General features: G+C 61.6%; 18 protein-coding genes. 5 read left to right on the top strand and 13 right to left on the bottom strand.

Annotated features, from left to right (window positions below; translation table 11 throughout):
• Positions 1-383: 383 nt before the first annotated feature.
• Both ACTJK9_RS19455 and ACTJK9_RS19450 read right to left on the bottom strand, forming a co-directional pair.
• Positions 384-3,452: an efflux RND transporter permease subunit gene (locus tag ACTJK9_RS19455; RefSeq protein ID WP_440815557.1), complete on the bottom strand. Its 3,069-nt coding sequence runs from the start codon at positions 3,450-3,452 to the stop codon at positions 384-386.
• A gap of 6 nt (positions 3,453-3,458) precedes the next feature.
• Complete coding sequence (locus ACTJK9_RS19450; RefSeq protein WP_221398795.1) at positions 3,459-4,559, bottom strand: efflux RND transporter periplasmic adaptor subunit; 1,101 nt, start codon at positions 4,557-4,559, stop codon at positions 3,459-3,461.
• Between the two features lie 94 nt (positions 4,560-4,653).
• On the opposite strand from ACTJK9_RS19450, the gene ACTJK9_RS19445 reads away from it, so the two are divergent.
• Positions 4,654-5,289 (top strand): TetR/AcrR family transcriptional regulator, encoded by a 636-nt coding sequence (locus ACTJK9_RS19445; protein ID WP_085612275.1) that lies wholly within the window; start codon positions 4,654-4,656, stop codon positions 5,287-5,289.
• A gap of 45 nt (positions 5,290-5,334) precedes the next feature.
• Here ACTJK9_RS19445 and ACTJK9_RS19440 read toward each other — a convergent pair whose 3' ends face one another.
• Positions 5,335-6,117 (bottom strand): class I SAM-dependent methyltransferase, encoded by a 783-nt coding sequence (locus ACTJK9_RS19440; protein ID WP_440815553.1) that lies wholly within the window; start codon positions 6,115-6,117, stop codon positions 5,335-5,337.
• Between the two features lie 93 nt (positions 6,118-6,210).
• Here ACTJK9_RS19440 and ACTJK9_RS19435 point away from each other — a divergent pair, with 93 nt between their 5' ends.
• Positions 6,211-6,825, top strand: a complete 615-nt coding sequence (locus tag ACTJK9_RS19435) for an energy transducer TonB (RefSeq protein WP_440815550.1) — start codon at positions 6,211-6,213, stop codon at positions 6,823-6,825.
• 4 nt (positions 6,826-6,829) lie between these two features.
• Here the strand turns inward: ACTJK9_RS19435 and ACTJK9_RS19430 are convergent, their stop codons facing one another.
• From ACTJK9_RS19430 to ppc, 7 genes are all read right to left on the bottom strand, one after another.
• Entirely contained in the window at positions 6,830-7,522 is a 693-nt protein-coding gene (locus ACTJK9_RS19430; protein WP_085612273.1) for an extensin-like domain-containing protein, read from the bottom strand.
• Positions 7,523-7,524: 2 nt separating this feature from the next.
• Complete coding sequence (locus tag ACTJK9_RS19425; RefSeq protein WP_440815546.1) at positions 7,525-8,361, bottom strand: isocitrate lyase/PEP mutase family protein; 837 nt, start codon at positions 8,359-8,361, stop codon at positions 7,525-7,527.
• A 32-nt stretch (positions 8,362-8,393) separates the two neighbouring features.
• A complete protein-coding gene (locus ACTJK9_RS19420) occupies positions 8,394-9,254 on the bottom strand; it encodes a DUF72 domain-containing protein (protein WP_085612271.1) in 861 nt (286 codons plus the stop codon).
• Positions 9,254-9,562 (bottom strand): hypothetical protein, encoded by a 309-nt coding sequence (locus ACTJK9_RS19415; protein ID WP_007954720.1) that lies wholly within the window; start codon positions 9,560-9,562, stop codon positions 9,254-9,256. Before ACTJK9_RS19415 ends, ACTJK9_RS19420 begins: the two co-directional genes overlap by 1 nt.
• Before the next feature lie 230 nt (positions 9,563-9,792).
• Positions 9,793-10,467 (bottom strand): tRNA (adenosine(37)-N6)-threonylcarbamoyltransferase complex dimerization subunit type 1 TsaB, encoded by a 675-nt coding sequence (gene tsaB / locus ACTJK9_RS19410; protein ID WP_440815543.1) that lies wholly within the window; start codon positions 10,465-10,467, stop codon positions 9,793-9,795.
• A gap of 93 nt (positions 10,468-10,560) precedes the next feature.
• Positions 10,561-11,211: an adenylate kinase gene (gene adk / locus ACTJK9_RS19405; RefSeq protein WP_064593717.1), complete on the bottom strand. Its 651-nt coding sequence runs from the start codon at positions 11,209-11,211 to the stop codon at positions 10,561-10,563.
• Between the two features lie 288 nt (positions 11,212-11,499).
• Complete coding sequence (ppc, locus tag ACTJK9_RS19400) at positions 11,500-14,130, bottom strand: phosphoenolpyruvate carboxylase (RefSeq protein WP_440815540.1); 2,631 nt, start codon at positions 14,128-14,130, stop codon at positions 11,500-11,502.
• Between the two features lie 214 nt (positions 14,131-14,344).
• Here ppc and ACTJK9_RS19395 point away from each other — a divergent pair, with 214 nt between their 5' ends.
• The 3 genes from ACTJK9_RS19395 (at position 14,345) to ACTJK9_RS19385 (ending at position 16,309) form a co-directional block, all read left to right on the top strand.
• Positions 14,345-14,689, top strand: a complete 345-nt coding sequence (locus ACTJK9_RS19395) for a hypothetical protein (RefSeq protein WP_011332654.1) — start codon at positions 14,345-14,347, stop codon at positions 14,687-14,689.
• Positions 14,690-15,054: 365 nt separating this feature from the next.
• Positions 15,055-15,459: a DUF4398 domain-containing protein gene (locus tag ACTJK9_RS19390; protein ID WP_011332653.1), complete on the top strand. Its 405-nt coding sequence runs from the start codon at positions 15,055-15,057 to the stop codon at positions 15,457-15,459.
• Positions 15,460-15,514: 55 nt separating this feature from the next.
• Positions 15,515-16,309 (top strand): OmpA family protein, encoded by a 795-nt coding sequence (locus tag ACTJK9_RS19385; RefSeq protein WP_039769619.1) that lies wholly within the window; start codon positions 15,515-15,517, stop codon positions 16,307-16,309.
• A gap of 68 nt (positions 16,310-16,377) precedes the next feature.
• Here the strand turns inward: ACTJK9_RS19385 and ACTJK9_RS19380 are convergent, their stop codons facing one another.
• The 3 genes from ACTJK9_RS19380 to ACTJK9_RS19370 form a co-directional block, all read right to left on the bottom strand.
• A complete protein-coding gene (locus ACTJK9_RS19380; RefSeq protein ID WP_011332651.1) occupies positions 16,378-16,707 on the bottom strand; it encodes a hypothetical protein in 330 nt (109 codons plus the stop codon).
• Positions 16,704-17,618 (bottom strand): alpha/beta hydrolase, encoded by a 915-nt coding sequence (locus ACTJK9_RS19375; RefSeq protein ID WP_440815537.1) that lies wholly within the window; start codon positions 17,616-17,618, stop codon positions 16,704-16,706. The genes ACTJK9_RS19380 and ACTJK9_RS19375 overlap by 4 nt, the downstream gene beginning before the upstream one ends.
• A 149-nt stretch (positions 17,619-17,767) precedes the next feature.
• Entirely contained in the window at positions 17,768-19,045 is a 1,278-nt protein-coding gene (locus tag ACTJK9_RS19370; protein WP_064593712.1) for a flavohemoglobin expression-modulating QEGLA motif protein, read from the bottom strand.
• Between the last annotated feature and the right edge of the window lie 23 nt (positions 19,046-19,068).

Raw genomic sequence — 19,068 nt, 5'->3', positions numbered from 1 at the left:
CGATGCGCTTCGCTTCTAACCACTCAACACAATGAGCGTTAGCTCGAGTAACGCTTTTGACGTGCCGGCCCCTTCGGCCGGCTGAGTGGAGGGATTTATCCGGGGGTAGGCGCGAAGCGCCGTTCGACGAAGTCGAACACATCGAGAGGAGGTGCAGCGAAGCAAACCGGAGGCGATGCCCCCGGATGAATCCCGGAACGAAGGAACCCCGAGCCCCAGCGAGGGGCCGAACGCCAGGGCCCAGCCTTTTGGTTCCTTTTTGGCGTTTGAAAAAGGGACTCGCCGTAAGGGCGAAACCGCCAGCCGCAACACCCGCAGAAACGGATATTCACCCAAAACCCCAAGAGCATGGTCGGCCCAAAGGCCGCCACGCTCAAACAGCCTCAAGCCTCCTTGCGAACCCGGAACCAAGCCGCATACAACGCCGGCAAAAACAAAAGCGTCAAAGCAGTAGCAACAATCAACCCCCCCATAATCGCCACCGCCATCGGCCCAAAAAACACACTGCGAGAAAGCGGAATCATCGCTAACACCGCCGCCAAAGCCGTCAACACAATCGGCCGGAACCGCCGCACGGTCGCCTCGATAATCGCCTGCCACGGCTTGAGCCCGGCGGCGATGTCCTGCTCGATCTGATCCACCAGAATCACCGAGTTACGCATGATCATCCCCGACAGCGCGATCGTCCCGAGCATCGCCACAAACCCGAACGGCTGACGGAACACCAGCAGAAACAGCGTCACTCCGATCAACCCCAGCGGCGCCGTCAGAAACACCATCGCCGTGCGTGAGAAGCTACGCAATTGCACCATCAGCAACGTCAGCACCACGACAATGAACATCGGCACCCCGGCGTTCACCGACTTCTGCCCACGCTCCGAATCCTCGACCGTACCGCCGACATCCAGCAGATAGCCGTCCGGCAATTCGGCGCGGATCGGATCAAGCGTCGGCATGATCTGCTTCACCAGCGTTGCCGGTTGTTCCTTGCCATAGATGTCCGCCCGCACGGTCACGTTCGGCAGACGATTGCGGTGCCAGATGATGCCTTCCTCGAAGCCATATTCCAGCGTGGCAATCTGCGACAGCGCGACGCTGCGACCGTTGTCGGTCGGCACCGCCAGACTCGGCAGCAACGACAGTTCGGTGCGCTCGTGCACGGTGCCGCGCAGGAGGATTTCGATCAGTTCGTTGTCCTCGCGGTACTGGCTGACGCTGGAGCCGGTCAGCGAACTCTGAAGGAATTTCGCCAGATTCGCCGTGCTCACACCCAGTGCCCGGGCGCGATCCTGATCAATGTTCAGGTACACGACCTTGCTCGGCTCTTCCCAGTCCAGATGCACATTCACCACATGCGGGTTCTCGCGCACCTTGGCCGCCACCTTGCGCGCCAAAGCACGGACTTCCTCGATGTGTTCGCCGGTGACGCGGAACTGCACCGGATAGCCAACCGGCGGACCGTTCTCCAGGCGCGTGACCCGCGAGCGCAAGGCCGGGAACTGCTCGTTCAACGTGTCGATCAGCCAGGTGCGCAGCGCTTCGCGCTCCTCGATGGTTTTCGCCAGAACGACGAACTGGGCGAAGCTCGCCGCCGGCAGTTGTTGATCCAGCGGCAGATAGAAACGTGGCGAACCGGTGCCGACGTAAGCGACATAGTTGTCGATGCCAGCGTGATCCTTGAGCATCGCTTCCAGCCGTTTGACTTCGGCCGTGGTATTGGCCAGCGAGGCGCCCTCGGCAAGCTTCAGATCGACCATCAGCTCCAGTCGCCCGGAAGCCGGAAAGAATTGCTGCGGCACGAACCGGAACAACGCCAGCGACGCAACAAATAGCAGCACGGTGAGCACGATCACGGTTTTGCGCCGACGTACGCACCACTCCACCAGACGCCGTACCCGTTGGTAGAACGGCGTGCCGTAGGGATCAGTGTGGCCGTCAGCCGTGCCGTGTTTGGCCGCGTGAATTTTCGCCAGATCCGGCAGGAGCTTTTCCCCCAGATACGGCACGAACACCACCGCCGCTACCCAGGATGCGAGCAAGGCGATGGTCACCACCTGGAAGATCGAGCGGGTGTATTCGCCGGTGCCGGATTGCGCCGTGGCAATTGGCAGGAAACCGGCGGCGGTGATCAGCGTACCGGTGAGCATCGGGAACGCGGTGCTGGTCCAGGCGTAACTGGCGGCTTTGATCCGGTCAAAGCCCTGCTCCATTTTGATCGCCATCATCTCCACGGCGATGATCGCGTCGTCCACCAGCAAACCCAGCGCCAGTACCAGCGCACCGAGGGAAATCTTGTGCAGGCCGATGCCGAGGTAATACATGCAGGCGAACGTCATCGCCAGCACCAGCGGAATGGTCAGCGCCACCACCATGCCGGTGCGCACGCCGAGGGAGAAGAAGCTCACCAGCAACACGATGGCCAGCGCTTCGACCAGCACCTGGACGAACTCGCCGACGCCGGTTTTCACGGCTGCGGGCTGGTCGGAGACCTTGCGCAATTGCATGCCGGCCGGCAGGTTTTTCTGGATGCGGGCGAATTCGATTTCCAAGGCCTTGCCCAGCACCAGAATGTCGCCGCCGTCCTTCATCGCTACCGCAAGACCGATGGCGTCTTCGCCCATGAAGCGCATGCGCGGTGCCGGAGGATCGTTGAAACCGCGCCGCACGTCAGCGACATCGGAGATGCGGAACGTACGATCCCCGACCCGGATCGGGAAGTTCTTGATCTCGTCGACTGTCTGAAAATTCCCCGACACCCGCAGCTGCAAACGCTCGCTGCCGGTTTCGAAAAACCCTGCGGTGGACACCGCGTTCTGTTCCTCCAGCGCCTGCTGCACGGCTGCCAGCGGCAAGCCGAGGGTGGCGAGTTTGACGTTGGACAGCTCGACCCAGACCTTCTCGTCCTGCAAACCGAGCAGATCGACCTTGCCCACGTCCTTGACCCGTTGCAGCTGGATCTGGATGCGGTCGGCGTAATCCTTGAGCACCGCGTAGTCGAAACCGTCGCCGGTCAGCGCATAGATATTGCCGAAGGTGGTGCCGAACTCATCGTTGAAAAACGGCCCCTGAATGCCCGGCGGCAGGGTCTGGCGAATGTCGCTGACTTTCTTGCGCACCTGATACCAGAGATCCGGAATCTCCACCGAATGCATCGAGTCGCGGGCAATGAACGTGACCTGGGATTCACCGGGGCGCGAGAACGAAACAATCCGCTCGTACTCGCCGGTTTCCATCAGTTTCTTTTCGATGCGTTCGGTAACCTGGCGCGAGACTTCCTGAGCCGTTGCGCCGGGCCAGCGGGTCTGGATGACCATCGCCTTGAAGGTGAACGGCGGGTCTTCGCTCTGGCCGAGCTTGGTGTAGGACAAGGCACCGACAATCGCCAGCAAAAGCATCAGGAACAGTACGATCTGGCGATTGCGCAGCGCCCAGGCGGAAAGATTGAAACCCATCGGGGATTACTCCTTGTCCGCCAGATTGACCACGCGGTTGGAGCGATCCACCGGACGCACCTGCTGCCCTTCCAGCAATACGTGAACGCCAGCGGCGACCACCCAGTCGCTGGCGTTCAGGCCTTCGAGCACCGGCACGGTTTTCTCACCGAACGGGCCGACGCGCACCGGGGTCTTTTTCAGGGTGTTGTTGGCGCTGACGACCCAGACGTAGGTCGCGCCGTTTTCGGCAGTCAGTGCCGAGAGCGGCACCGACAGCGGGATGACATCGGCGGTCTGCACGAAGACCCGGGCGCTCTGGCCCAGTTCTGCCGGGACCTTGCCGGCGGTGAATGAAATGCGTGCGGCGAAGGTGCGGGATTTCGGATCGGCTGCCGGCGACAGCTCGCGGATCTGCCCGGCGAAGCGCTGGTTCTGTTGCGTCCACAACTCCACCGAGACTGGCTGGCCGACCTTGAAGCGGCCGAAGCTCTGCTCCGGCAGGCTGATCAGCACTTCCCGTTCGCCGTCAGTGGCGAGAGTGAAAACGGTCTGCCCGGCGGCGACCACCTGCCCGACCTCCACCGAACGCTTGGCCACCACGCCATCCTGGGGCGCGCGCAGCACGGCGTAACTGGCCTGATTGGTCGAGACGTTGAATTCGGCCTTGATCTGTTTGAGGCGGGCTTCGCCGGAGCGGTAGAGATTTTCGGCATTGTCGTAGGCCGAGCGGCTGACCATCTGCCGTTCCATCAGGGTCTTGTAGCGGTCACGCTCGGCACGCACCAGGTTCAGGTTGGCTTCGGCGGCCGCAACCTGGGCCCGGGTGGCTTCCAGTTGCAGGCGTACATCCTGCGGATCGAGCTCGGCGAGTGGCTGATCGGCCTTCACCCGCTGACCTTCGTCGACCAGTCGTCGGCTGACTTTGCCGCCGATGCGGAACGCCAGATCGGGTTCGTAGCGGGCGCGAACCTCACCCGGATAACTTTCCATCGCCTGCGCCGAAGGCTCTGGCTGCACCACCATGGCCGGTCGCACGCTGACTTGCGTCACCTCTTCCTTGCCACATGCCGACAATAAAAACGCCAGACTGACTGGCACCGCAAAGGACAACGCATGGCGGAACATGGTGAAGGACCTTTCGCTAAGGAGGCTTGGAATAATTATACTGGCCGGTATGTTATTAATAGCAAACTCACCAGTCCAGTATTAAAAGCGAAGAATGTCGAACAATCTTTCCACTCCAAACGGCCCGGGCCGACCGAAGGATCCGGCCAAGCGCCAGGCGATTCTCGAGGCGGCGAAAATCCTGTTCCTGAGTCATGGCTATGCCAACACCAGCATGGACGCGGTGGCCGCCGAGGCCGGGGTGTCGAAGCTGACGGTCTACAGCCATTTCAACGACAAGGAGACGCTGTTCTCTGCCGCCGTGGTGGCCAAATGCGAGGAGCAATTGCCGCCGCTGTTCTTCGAATTGCCGGACGGCATCGCGGTGGAAAATGTGTTGCTGAACATTGCGCGAGGCTTTCACCACCTGATCAACAGCGATGAATCGGTGAACCTGCATCGTCTGATCATGGCCTTGGGCAGTCAGGATCCCAACCTGTCACTGATCTTCTTCGAGGCCGGCCCTCAGCGCATGGTGCAGGGAATGGAACGTTTGCTGCGGCGGATTCACGAGACCGGCGTGCTGAGCATCGACAACCCGCACAACGCCGCCGAACACTTCTTTTGCCTGATCAAGGGCGCCGGGAATTTCCGCCTGTTGTACGGCTGCGGTGAGCCGCTGACCGGCGAGGCGGCGGAAAGTCATGTGCAGGAAGTGGTCGGGCTGTTCATGCGGGCTTTTCGACCCTGAAAACAAAAATCCCACGCCATGCGTGGGATTTTCTTATGCGACGGCTCAGGCCTTGAGCGCTTTCTTCGGGTAGATGTCATAGCGGCTGGATTTGCCATCCAGCGCATGGCTCGGCTTCGGCCCTTCGATGCACGGCGCCTTGCGCGGGCGCTTGACCACCACCCGGTGCGTGGCCAGCGCCAACGCCGCTTCCAGCAAGGCCGGTGCATCCGGGTCATCGCCTACCAACGGGCGGAACAGGCGCATTTCCTTCTTCACCAGCGCGGTTTTCTCACGGTGCGGGAACATCGGGTCGAGGTAGATCACCTGCGGCGGCTCGCCCTCCCAATTGCGCATCACGTCGATGGAGTTTCCCTTGAGCAGCTTCATCCGTGCCACGATCGGCGCCACCTCGAAGTCTTCCGCAGCGCGGGCCAGACCATCCTCCAGCAAAGCACCGATCAATGGCTGGCGCTCGATCAGGTTCATCTCGCAACCGAGACTGGCCAGCACGAACGCATCCTTGCCCAGCCCTGCCGTCGCATCCAGCACCCGAGGACGCACGCCTTGAGCGATGCCGACCGCCTTGGCGATCATCTGCCCGCTGCCACCGCCGTACAACCGGCGATGGGCCGCGCCACCCTCGACAAAGTCCACCCGCACCGGCCCCGGCGCATCCGGCCCCAGCTGTTGCAGCTGCAAACCCTGCTCGCCGACCTGCAGGGCAAACTCGCCATCAGCTACCTGCAACGGCAGTTTCAGGCGCTGCGCCCACTGCTCGGCCTGCGCTTCGAACGTCGGGCCGAGGGCCTCGACATGGATGCGGCAGGCCGCGGGTTGCTCAATCATGGAAAACACGCTCAAAAAAGTTAAGGATCGGCAAAAACCGCCGATAACCCAATCAACGCGCATTTTGCCAGAGCTGAGCGTCAACCGAAAAAAATGTCAGGCATTCTTCCCACATCGATTGGCTACCTTTCGCCCACAGGCGATTTCAGCCGTCATAACACTCAAGCATTGGGCGGTGTCAGCCACCTGTGGCAGGATTTCTTTGCCCAGGCACTGGCCGAACAATCGAGTGATGTGGTGCCGGCCTGCGGCACGTTCCCACCGGTCGACCTGGAAAGCCCTGAAGAACCGACCGTCGGCAGCGAACTGCACGCACACATCGTCAGCCAGCGTGAATGCGATGTGGTTGAAACCGAGGTGCGTCCGCCGGAGCCGCTGTTCCTGCCGATCGCCGAAATCGACATGACACTGGCCGAGCCGTACCCTCCGTTCCCGCCAGAAGAAATCAAGACTCAGCAAAAGCAGCAGGATTTCGACAGCAGCTGGGTTCGTCCGGTCGTGATCAACAACGGCCAGCCGGTTCCGGAGCCGGGCCCTGCCCCGCAGAAAAAACCGCTGTACCTGCCGATTGCCGAGTTCGACCTGGATCTGCTGCAGCCGTACCCGCCGTTCCCGCCGGAAGCCATCGTCGAGCAGCAGAAAGCCCTGGACTTCGATAACGGCTGGGTACGCCCAATCGTTCAGCAGAACCTGCGCATCGCCGCCTGATTCCTCAGCGACACACGCTCCAGCGCCCGACATCGACATGAAAGTGATTGCGATGGGCGGCGTTGTAATCCGGACTCAACACCACACTGAACACCTCGCAGGCGCCATCGCGCACCTGACGTAGAAACTGCGCGTCTTGGTTTTGCTTCGGCCAGTCCTTGAGCACGCTGATCGCACGACCATCCGCCAGGCGGAAGCCGGCGATGTCCAGGGCATCGGCGCTGGCGTGGCGGCTGAGCGCGCCGCTCTCGCGGTTGTAGACGTTGCGGCAGGCAAAGCTGCCAAGATGATCGACCCGCGCCACGGATTGACCGTAGACCTGCTGCGCCGCCGGTTGCAACGTATGGCGCTCGAACATCGCAAACGCCACGGCCAACGGGCAACTGGCGAGAAAGCTGCTGCTGAGCCCCACCCCGCCGCCCTGCACGCGCAAAGCGCTGATCAACGGACATTTGGCATCCGGACTGTCGGCCTGTGGCGAAACCCGCAGGCCAGAGCTGCCCAATGCCTGCTGGCACAACAGCGGATCGCTGCGCAGGCGCATCAACTTGTAACCCGTGAGCCAGTTGGGCGTCGCCTGCACGTCCAGCGGCGCCCACGGGTTCCACTGCGGCGGCACATCGAGCCAACCGCGCCAGACGCCGATCAGCCCGCCACCGATGATCAGCAGGCCTGCCAACACCAGCCAGCGCCCCATGCTCATCCCTTGAAGAATTGATTGGCCTTGGCGTACGGCATCGAACGGGAGGTGAAGGTGAACGTGCCGGACTGCTGGATTTCTTCAGCCGCGCGGAAAAACTCACCCAATGCCGCCAGTGCCAGCGCCGAGCCGGTGCTGATCCGCTTCACGCCCATTTCTTCCAGCTCCTGCACGGTCAGTTTCAAGCCGCCGGACATCAACACATTGACCGGTTTCGGCGCCACTGCGCGCACTACCGCGAGGACTTCTTCGGCGGTGCGCAGGCCCGGCGCGTACAACACATCGGCGCCAGCTTCGGCAAAGGCCTGCAAGCGGCGGATGGTGTCGTTGAGATCGGGATTGCCGTGCAGGTAGTTTTCCGCTCGAGCGGTCAGGGTGAAGGGAAACGACAAGGTGCGCACGGCAGCGACGGCGGCTTCGATCCTTGCCACCGCGTGTTCGAAACAGTAGATCGGCGAGTCTTCCCGGCCGGTGGCATCTTCGATCGAACCACCCACGGCGCCCGCCTCGGCTGCGCGGATCAGACTCTGCGCCGATTCGGCCGGGGCGTCGGCGAAGCCGTTTTCCAGATCCACTGCCACCGGCAAATCCGTGGCCGCGACAATCGCCCGGACATTGGCCAGCGTATCGTCAAGACTCAGGCCACCATCGGGCTTGCCTTGGGAAAACGCATAACCGGCGCTGGTGGTCGCCAGCGCCTGATAGCCGAGACTGGCGAGCATCTTCGCGGAACCGGCATCCCACGGATTGGGAATCACGAAAATCCCGGGGCGTTCGTGCAGGGCTTTGAAGGTTTCGGCTTTACGGGCTTGTTGTTGACGGGCTTGGGCGTCCATCGGCAGGCTCCTGGGCAGGAAAGAAATCCGCCTCAGAGCAGGCCAAGTTGCTCAGCGGCGGGTTCTCTGTATAGCTCAGGCAAAGGTCGCAGGCCAGGCAAACGTTGCATCAGTTGTGCGTGAAAACGTTGCGCCAGCTTCGCCGCAAGAATGTTGTCGGCGGTGTGCAGGAAGATGTACGGCGTGCGGCCCTCTTCGATCCACTCGGCGATTTTCGCCACCCACGGCACCAGGAACGGGTCGTTGGCCTCAAGCTCCGGATGGCCGATGAAGCGCACCTGCGGGAATTGAGTGAACGCTGCCGGCCGTGTCGGCACGCGGGGCTTTTTTGATTGGGCGTGGATCACTGACGATTCGGTGGACAGGCAACTGAACAGCGCGCGCGGATCGAGACAGATGCGCTCCACGCCACGATCCAGCAACAGCCGGTTGAGCAAACGCTCACTCTCACCCTTGGCGAAAAACTGTTCGTGGCGCACTTCCACCGCCAGCGGACAATCCAGCGCATCGATGAATGCGGCAAGCTCAGGCAAGCGGTATGGCGTGAAGCTTTTCGACAGTTGCAGCCACATTGGCGAGACGCGCTCACCGAGCGGTTTGAGCAACTGGAGGAAGGTTTCGGCGGCAGTCAGTTGATCGCGCAAATCGCCGCTGTGGCTGATGTCACCGGGAAACTTGGCAGTGAAGCGAAAGTGCTCCGGCATCACCTCGGCCCAGCGCTGCACGGTGGCCGGCGACGGGCTGGCGTAGAAGGTCGTGTTGCCTTCCACGGCGTTGAACACTTGTGAATAGAGCCCGAGGAAATCGGAGGTCCTGGCGTCTACCGGATACAGATACTCGCGCCAGGCGTTTTCGCTCCAGGACGGGCAACCGAGGTAGTAAGGCAGATCCATCAGATGTACAGATCGAGGCCCAGCACGTCTGCATCCCAATCGACAAAACCGGCGGTGCTCAGGTAGCTGGCCAGGGCCATGGCCACGCTTTTCTTCATCGCGCGGTGATAAATCATGTCTTGTTGGCGGGCGGGCAGATTGCTCAGGCGTTGGGCGGTGGCTTTGGCGGCACGGGCAGCCAGTTGCTCTTCGGTCGGGAATTCCAGCTCGCCGTCGATATCGTCGACGGACTCATCCAGCGCCGGATTGCCTTTGCGAGGCTTGCGCTTGATGGGGTAGGAATGAGTGGAAACGCCGTCTATACGCATAAAGTCATGCTCGGTATCGATGATGGCAATTTAGCGGCACCTGACCGACTTAGCAAATCGCCGAGTGATAACTAGAACACATAAAAGACAAAAGGTTTAAAGCGCGGGGTTAGAAACGGACGATTGGCGTTTGCCGATGAGCGCATCGCGAGCAGGCTCGCTCCCACATGATTTGCGACACTCGTGTGGGAGCGAGCCTGCTCGCGATTGGGAAAACTTGATTTCGAGGATCAACGAGCCTTGGGGGTGGCCACTTTGTCGCGCAGGTAAACCGGCTGGGCGTCGTCTGCCGGAATCGCTTCACCGCGCTCCCAGGCAAATCGCGCCAGGGTCAGCAGGTCTTCGGCATGGGGCAGCATGCCAGCGTCGAACCCGCTCAGGTTTACAGCGATGCGTTCGCCATAACCCCAACCAGTGCCAGCACCGAACCAGTCACCCGAAGCATCGTCCGGCAATGCGGCGACTTCCGGCGGCAACACCGCCTCGGCGCCCACCAGACGCATCTCCCCGGCCGTCTCGCGGTAGCAGCCCCAATACACCTCATCCATCCGCGCATCGATGGCGGCCGCGACCTGGCTCACGCCGTGCTCGCGATAAGCCCGTTGCGCCAGCACGGCCAGGTTCGACACCGGCAACACCGGGCGATCCAGCGCAAAGGCCAGGCCTTGCACCACGCCAATCGCAATCCGCACGCCGGTGAAAGCGCCCGGGCCACGGCCGAACGCGATGGCGTCCACCGCTTGCAGGGTGGTGCCGGCGTCGGCCAGCAGTTGCTGGATCATCGGCAGCAGTTTCTGCGCGTGCAGGCGCGGGATCACCTCGTAATGGCTCGTGACCTTGCCGCCATGCAGCAAGGCAACGGAGCAAGCTTCAGTCGCGGTGTCCAGGGCCAGCAAGGTGCTCATCGATGTGTCCGTAAATCAGGTGGGGAAAAGTGCGCCAGTATAAACAACTACGGCCCGCAAGCGGGCCGTGGATGATGCAGCGGATCAGGTTTTTCAGCTCAGTGCTTCAAGCACTTTGGCGGTGATCGCTTCAACCGAACCGACGCCAGGGATATGGCTGTACTTCGGCTTGCCACCGTTCTTGGCGGACAGGTTCTGGTAGAACTCCACCAGCGGCTTGGTCTGCGAGTGGTAGACCGACAGGCGATGACGCACGGTTTCTTCGGTGTCGTCCTTGCGCTGTACCAGCTCTTCGCCGGTGATGTCGTCTTTGCCGGCCAGTTTCGGCGGGTTGTAGACGATGTGGTAAACGCGGCCGCTGGCCTCGTGAACGCGACGACCGGCGATACGCTGAACGATTTCTTCGTCTTCAACGGCGATTTCGACCACGGCGTCCAGCTCGACACCGGCAGTCACCAGCGCTTCAGCCTGAGGAATGGTGCGCGGGAAGCCATCGAACAGGAAACCCTTGGCACAATCGGCTTGAGCGATACGGTCCTTGACCAGCGCGATGATCAGGTCATCCGACACCAGGCCGCCGGCATCCATGATGCTCTTGGCCTTGATGCCCAGCTCGGTGCCGGCCTTGACCGCAGCACGCAGCATGTCGCCGGTGGAGATTTGCGGAATGCCGAATTTCTCGGTGATGAACTTAGCCTGAGTACCTTTACCGGCCCCGGGAGCTCCCAGCAGAATGACGCGCATCGATGTGCTCCTCAATTTTTTATATAAAAAACAACGGATTCGCCTCGTGGGGCCAATCTCATAAAACGGGTCGTGGCCGCCCAAACGGCCAAAGGCTGATCAAGATACACAGCAGGCTGCGCCCACACAAGACGCCAAAAGTCGGAGAAACCGGCGCCCGCCGCGACCTTGCGACGCGGTTCCCCAAGTCGCAACCCCATCATTAACTGTCGCCTGACCGCATTTTTCCTACAGTCAATAAACGGCACCCGAGGTTCGCCCCGGGTGCCCCGCCCCACGCAGAAAACCTTAGCCGGTATTTCGCAAACCGGCGGCAATCCCCGCCACAGACACCAGTAACGCCTGTTCCACCGGGCTGCCCTGCTCGACATTCTGCTGCCGCGAACGCGCCAGCAACTCGGCCTGCAATAGATGCAGCGGGTCGAGGTAGGTGTTGCGCAGACGGATGAATTCCAGGGTGTCTGGGCTATGTGCCAGTAGCTGCGACTGACCGGTCAGGCCGAGGACAACGGAACAGGCCTGCGACAATAGGTCGCGTAAGTGCGCACCCAACGGCAGCAACTCCTGCTCCACCAGACGCTCGTCGTAAGACAGCGCGATATCGGCGTCGGCCTTGGCCAGCACCATTTCCAGCATGTCGATGCGGGTGCGGAAGAACGGCCACTGCTCGCGCATCTGCCCCAGCAACTCGCCTTCGCCGCGCTCCAGCGCATTGTTCAGTGCGGTTTCCCAGCCGAGCCAGGCCGGCAGCATCAGGCGCGTCTGGGTCCAACCGAAAATCCACGGAATCGCCCGCAGGCTTTCGATGCCACCAGCACGGCGCTTGGCCGGACGGCTGCCCAATGGCAAGCGGCCCAACTCCTGCTCCGGTGTGGATTGACGGAAATACTCAACGAATTGCGGGTTCTCCCGCACCACCGCACGGTAAGCAGCGACGCCGTCGGCGGCCAGTTCGTCCATCAGATGCCGCCATTCGGGAGTCGGTGGCGGCGGAGGCAACAGGGTCGCTTCGAGCACCGCCGCCAGATAAAGATTGAGGTTTTGCTCGGCGATGTCCGGCAGGCCGAATTTGAATCGAATCATTTCCCCCTGCTCGGTGGTGCGGAAACGTCCGGCCACCGACCCCGGCGGCTGCGACAGAATCGCCGCGTGCGCCGGACCGCCACCCCGGCCCACGGTGCCACCGCGACCGTGGAACAGCAGCAGTTCGACTTGTTGCTCACGGCAGATTTCCACCAGCCGCTCCTGCGCCCGGTACTGCGCCCAGGCCGCGGCGGTAGTGCCGGCGTCCTTGGCCGAGTCGGAATAGCCGATCATCACTTCCTGCGGGCCTTGCAGGCGCGCGCGGTAACCCGGCAGCAGCAACAGGCGTTCGATCACCGGGCCGGCGTTGTCGAGGTCGGCGAGGGTTTCGAACAGCGGCACCACGCGCATCGGCCGCAGTACGCCGGATTCCTTGAGCAGCAACTGCACCGCGAGCACATCGGAAGCGGCACCGGCCATGGAGATCACGTAGGAGCCCAGCGAAGCGCCCGGCGCGGCGGCGATTTCCTTGCAGGTGGCGAGCACTTCGGCGGTGTCGGCCGAGGGTTTGAAATGCGCCGGCAGCAACGGCCGACGGTTTTGCAGTTCGCGGGTCAGGAAGCTGATGCGCTGTTCTTCGTCCCACTCCTCGTATTTGCCGAGGCCGAGGTAATCAGTGATTTCGGTCATGGCCGCGCTATGGCGGGACGAGTCCTGACGCACATCGAGTCGCACCAGGAACAGACCGAAGGTCACGGCCCGGCGCAGGCAATCGAGCAACGGCCCGTCGGCGATCACGCCCATGCCGCATTCGTGCAGCGAGTTGAAACACAGCTCCAGCGGATCGAGCAGGTCGCGGTTGTTGTGCAGCACATCGGCCGGTGCCGGGGTGGTTGCGGTCAGCGATGCATGGGCCCAGTTGCGCGTGGCGCGCAGCCGTTCACGCAATTGTTTGAGCACTGCCCGATACGGCTCGGCACTGTCGCCGGCCCGGGCCTTGAGCGCTTCGCTGGCCTGCTGCATCGACAGTTCGGCCGCCAGGTGATCGACGTCACGCAGGTACAGATCCGCCGCCATCCAGCGCGCCAGCAACAGCACTTCGCGGGTCACGGCAGCGGTCACGTTCGGGTTGCCGTCACGGTCACCGCCCATCCACGAAGCGAAGCGGATCGGCGCAGCTTCCAGCGGCAAGCGCAAACCGGTGGCGGCGAACAGCGCCTGATCGGCCTTGCGCATATGGTGGGGAATCGCCTGCCACAGCGAATGTTCGATCACCGCAAACCCCCACTTGGCCTCGTCCACCGGAGTCGGCCGGGTGCGGCGGATTTCTTCGGTGTGCCAGGCTTCGGCGATCAGGCGTTGCAGGGTGTTGTGGATCTGCTCGCGTTCGGCCGTGGTCAAGTCACGATGATCTTGGGCTGCCAGTTGCGCGGCAATCGCGTCGTACTTCTGGATCAGCGTGCGCCGGGCCACTTCGGTCGGGTGCGCGGTGAGCACCAGTTCGATTTCCAGCCGCGCCAGTTGCCGGGCCAGGGATTCGGCGCTGTGCCCTTCGTTGCGCAGGCGGGCGAGCAGTTCCGGCAGCACGCGGGACTCGAACGGCGCGGCCTGAGTCTCTTCCCGGCGATGAATGAGCTGGTACTGCTCGGCGATGTTCGCCAGGTTGAGAAACTGGTTGAACGCGCGCGCCACCGGCAGCAGTTCGTCTTCGCTCAATTGATTGAGACTGGCGCTGAGTTCGGCGTCCATCGAGCCGCGCCGGTCGGCCTTGGCGCCCTTGCGGATCTGCTCGATCTTGTCGAGAAACGCCTCGCCGTACTGGTCACGAATGGTGTTGCCCAACAGCTCACCGAGCAGGTGAACGTCTTCGCGCAAGCGTGCATCAATATCGGTCATCAGCATCTCTCCAGCAGTAATCGGTGACGGATCGCAAGTGAGTGGATGAACAGAGAGTGCCGCTCTGGAACGCTTCTTACAAGCAGACGACGAAGGGACTTTAAACCTTGAGGGTTGCAGCTAGTCTCAACAGTAAGCCGCACAACGGCTTGCCGCCGGCAGACGCCGGACACTCACCAAGACCTGCCATGAGCAGGTGCGACATGAGGTTTTTATGAAAATCCGTGAACTCGCCCAGCATTGGGAAGAAACCGCCAAGGGTCGCCTGACCGATACCGGCTACACGATTCATCTGGACGTGGAAGCCGCCGCACGGCTGGCGGCGATTGCCGAGATGTACCCCAAACGCCATGCCGAAGAACTGCTCGGCGAGCTGATCGGCGCCGCCCTCGAGGAGTTCGAAGCGAGCCTGCCGTATGTGAAAGGCTCGACCGTGGTCGCCACCGACGAAGAAGGCGATCCGCTGTATGAAGACGTCGGCCCGACCCCGCGTTTTCTCGCGTTGTCGCGGCGTCATCTGCATGACTTGTCGGCTGCTGCCGGGAAGCAGAAACACTGACTCCTGACCCTTCAGAACGGTGGGAATGGTTTGCCCTCGATGGCGTCAGTTCAGCAGCACATGTGCTGAATTCGATGGCCTCATCGCTGGCAATCCAGCTCCCACAGGGACTGTGTCCCCCCTCCGCTTTTGCGCCGTTTCTCGCCCGCGCGTACCTCTGCCCACCGCCAAAGTTCCCGGTTTAGAGCCCTGTCCGTTCGGTCAAAGTTTTTTTTGGCGATGGGCCATCTTTTCTGAACTTTTGAAAAATGCCTTCGGTCGGAACAGGTAACCACGCCTGGAACGAGCGTTTCAAAACGCGCTGACACATGACGGTTGTCACTCCTCGACCAGGATGGATTTCGAAGCTTCCAAGGAGTTAACCAATGGAGTTGAAGACCATGAAGACCCAAACCTCGTTCTCCCACCTGCGCGGTCTGAAACTGGCTGCTCTGGCCATCGGCACCAGCTTCGTGCTGGCCGGTTGTGCCGGCAACCCACCGACCGAGCAATACGCCGTCACTCAATCGGCAGTCAACAGCGCGGTCAGCGCTGGCGGTACCGAGTTCGCCGCTGTGGAGATGAAGCAAGCTCAGGACAAGCTGAAGCAAGCCGAAATCGCCATGCACGACAAGAAGTATGACGAAGCCCGTCGCTTGTCCGAGCAGGCCGAGTGGGATGCCCGCGTTGCCGAACGCAAGGCTCAGGCAGCCAAGGCCGAACTGGCTGTGAAGGACTCCCAGAAAGGTGTTCAGGAACTGCGTCAGGAAAGTCAGCGCCCAGTGCAGTAAGCGCGCATCCCGACCGCAAGGCTGAAACTCTTATCGATATAAAGGACGAACGATTATGCGTAAACAACTGATGATCCCCGCTCTCCTGGCTGCAAGCGTTGCCCTGGCTGCCTGCTCCACGCCGCCCAACCCGAACCTGGAACAGGCACGCACCAACTACGCCGGCCTGCAGGCCAACCCGCAGGCAAGCAAGGTCGCAGCGCTGGAAACCAAGGATGCCAGCGACTATCTGGACAAGGCCGACAAGGCTTATCTGGATAAAGAAGACGCCGCCAAGGTCGATCAACTGGCTTATCTGACCAACCAGCGCGTAGAAGTGGCCAAGCAGACCATCGCTCTGCGCACCGCTGAAAACAACCTGAAGAACGCCGCCGCCCAACGTGCCCAGGCCCGTCTGGATGCCCGCGATCAGCAGATCAAACAGCTGCAGGACAGTCTCAACGCCAAGCAGACCGACCGCGGCACGCTGGTGACTTTCGGTGACGTGCTGTTCGCCACCAACAAGGCCGACCTGAAATCCAGCGGTCTGGTGAACATCAACAAACTGGCGCAGTTCCTCCAGGAAAACCCTGATCGCAAAGTGATCGTCGAGGGCTACACCGACAGCACCGGTACCGCGAGCTACAACCAGTCGCTGTCCGAGCGTCGCGCGACTTCGGTGCAGGTTGCGCTGATCAAGATGGGTGTAGACCCTTCGCGTATCGTCGTACAGGGTTATGGCAAGGAATACCCAGTGGCGGATAACACCTCGGTCTCGGGCCGTGCGATGAACCGTCGCGTGGAAGTGACCATTTCCAACGACAACCAGCCAGTGATGCCGCGTTCGGCCGTGAGCTCGACCGCGCACTGATTCGCTGAGCGGTAAATGAAAAGCCCCGCCTGATTTGATCAGGCGGGGCTTTTTTGTCCGTCGCAGATTTACTCTTCGAGCTTCTGCGGCGTCTCTTGGCCCATGCAGCGCACAGCCTTTTTCTGACTGTTGACCAGCACCCCGGTCAGGCCTTTCTGTTCGGTGTCGAACAGCACCAGCACGCCATCGATGCATTGCGCCACTTGCGGCGCCGGGGTCAGGGAGACCTTGTAGTCTTCGCCGGGAACGGTCTTGAGCATGGTGAAGTCGTTGAGCAGCAACGCATCCTCGGGTTTGGCGAAGTGCAGGTAGCCGTAGTACCACAGGGCGCCGACGGTGCCGAGGATGCTGCAGATGCCGGTGATGATCAGCGGGATGGCGTTACGTTCTTCACTCATTGCGGACTCTCTGGTGGTTCGTCTTCAGAATTCGGGGGTGTTGGATAATTCGGGATCTCGCCGAGGCGGCGCAGGCCGTTGAAGTGTTCGGGATCGTCGAGGTAGCGCAGCATCACCTGACGCCAGACCGGGTCGCCGAAGGTCTGCACATGCCCGCCCCGAGTCAGCTGCAGCACACGCGGTGGCGGCGCAGCTTGATACAGACGGATGCCGTTGGAAAGGGGCACCAGCGGATCGTCGAGGCTGTGGAAGATCAGTTTCGGCACGCCGTTGAGCTGCGGCATGGCGTTGATCGCACTGTCGCTGTCCGGCACCAGCCATGACAGCGGCACCTGAAACGGCCAGGTCAGCCATGAGGTGCTGAGGGCGTATTGGCCGACGCTGCGGTAACTGGCGGGCACGCCGTCGAGTACCAGGGCCTTGAGCTGTTTTTGCCTTTCCGGATGTTGCACCAGCCAGTGCACGGCCATTGCCCCGCCGAGACTCTGGCCCAGCAGCACCAGCGGTTTGCCTTTGACCTCCGGCGCCTTGTCCAGCCAGGCGAAGGCGGCATCAATGTCCTGATAGATCGCCGGCAGGCTCGGTTCGCCCTCGGACAAACCGTAACCGCGATAGTCCACCAGTAGCACTTGATAGCCGTTCTTCGGCAACCACCAGCTCCCGCCCAGGTGCATCGGCAAATTGCCGCCGTTGCCGTGCAGGTGCAGCACCGTGCCCTTGACCTCAACCCCGGGTTTGGTCGGCAGCCACCAGGCATTCAGCTTGAGGCCGTCGGCGGTGGTCAGGGTGACGGTGCGGTATTCGAGCTTGGCCTTTTCTGGCGTGAAAAGCTGACCCGGTTCGGGGTAGAACAGCAAGGAACTGCAACCGCCGAGGGTCAGGAGCAGGCAAAGGATGCCGAGGATTCTCATCCGGTGAAACCTCGCAAAATTTCGGGTTGGAACACAGATCAAACCTGTGGGAGCGAGCCTGCTCGCGATGGCGGCGTGTCAGGCAACTTCACTTTTGAACGTTGACCGCCATCGCTAGCAGGCTAGCTCCCACAAGGGATATTGGTTGGTTACAGGATGTTGGAGTAATCCGCCTCGATCCGGTCCAGGCTCAAGTGATTGAGGAAGTTGGAGAAGCACATCCACGCCGACAACGCATTCATGTCGCGGAACTGGTCCGGCAGGTACTTCGGCGGCACCACCAGGCCTTCGTCCACCAGCTGACGCAGGGTTCGCATGTCTTCCAACGTGGTCTTGCCACAGAACAACAGCGGGATCTGCTCAAGCTTGCCCTTGCGCACGGCCAACTGAATGTAGTTGTAAACCATGATGAAGCCCTTGAGGTAGGACAAGTCTTTGGTAAATGGCAGACCGGTCGGCGTCGAACCACGGAAAACCCGACTGGCGTTGCCGTAGCTTTCCGCCATCTCGAAGCCCTGCTCGCGGAAGAACTCGAAAATCTGCAGGAAGTCCGCGCCCTCCTCGACCATGTGAATGGCACGGGTGCGGTTGGTCAGTTTGCGCAGACGGCTCGGGTAGGAGGCGAAGGTGATGATTTCCATCAGGATCGCCAAGCCTTCCTGAGTCACGGTCGACGAGGGCGGGCCTTTGGAGAGGAAGGTGCAGATCGGCTGATTCAAACCGTTGAGCGTGGTGCCGACGTGCACCAGGCCTTCGTGGACTTCCAGCGCGCGCACGTCGCGGTCGTTGAACATCGCGTCGGTGCGGATCTTGATGTAGTCGGCACCCGCCGCCGCGTCGGCGACGATGCCGTCGGACTCGAACACGCGGATGGTTTCCTCGGCCTCGCCGAACACCTTGTTCAGGCGGGTTTGCAACAGGTGCACGGCGTCCTTGGCGGTGAGAATCTTCGGTTCGTCCTTCAGGTCACCACGGCCGTCGATGTTGTTCAGATAGTCCGACATCATCAGGCCGAGGTCGGCGAGGGTCGGGTCACCGGCGTGGAACGCATCGGACGCGGCGCCGTACAGTTCCTGGGAAATCAGGCCGAAATCCTCGGTGCCGCGCGCTTCGAGCATGCGCACCACCATCCGGTATTCCTTGCACATGCGGCGCATGATCTGGCCGACCGGGTTGAACTGGCCGAGCTGGCGGGTGATGTCCCGCTCGATGTTCTGGAATTCCAGCTTGACCTTGCTCGAATCGAAGGACAGCGGCCGGTTGAGGTAGTAGTCGCGATCCACCGCCGGCAATTCCTTGCCCTTGGCCTTGAGGAACCCCTTGCGGATGTTCTCGTCCCACTTGACCGCGTCGAGCACGCGGATCGGCGTCTGCGCCAGCACTATGCGATCGGACAGAATGCGTATCGTCTGCTGGTAATCGTCCACCCGAAACTCCTGTAGAAAACGTG

The sequence above is a fragment of the Pseudomonas sp. 22082 genome, assembly GCF_052046055.1.
Classification (GTDB): domain Bacteria; phylum Pseudomonadota; class Gammaproteobacteria; order Pseudomonadales; family Pseudomonadaceae; genus Aquipseudomonas; species Aquipseudomonas pharyngis.
The sequence above is the reverse complement of the archived record's forward strand: the minus strand, read 5'-3'. Positions and strand labels throughout refer to the sequence as shown.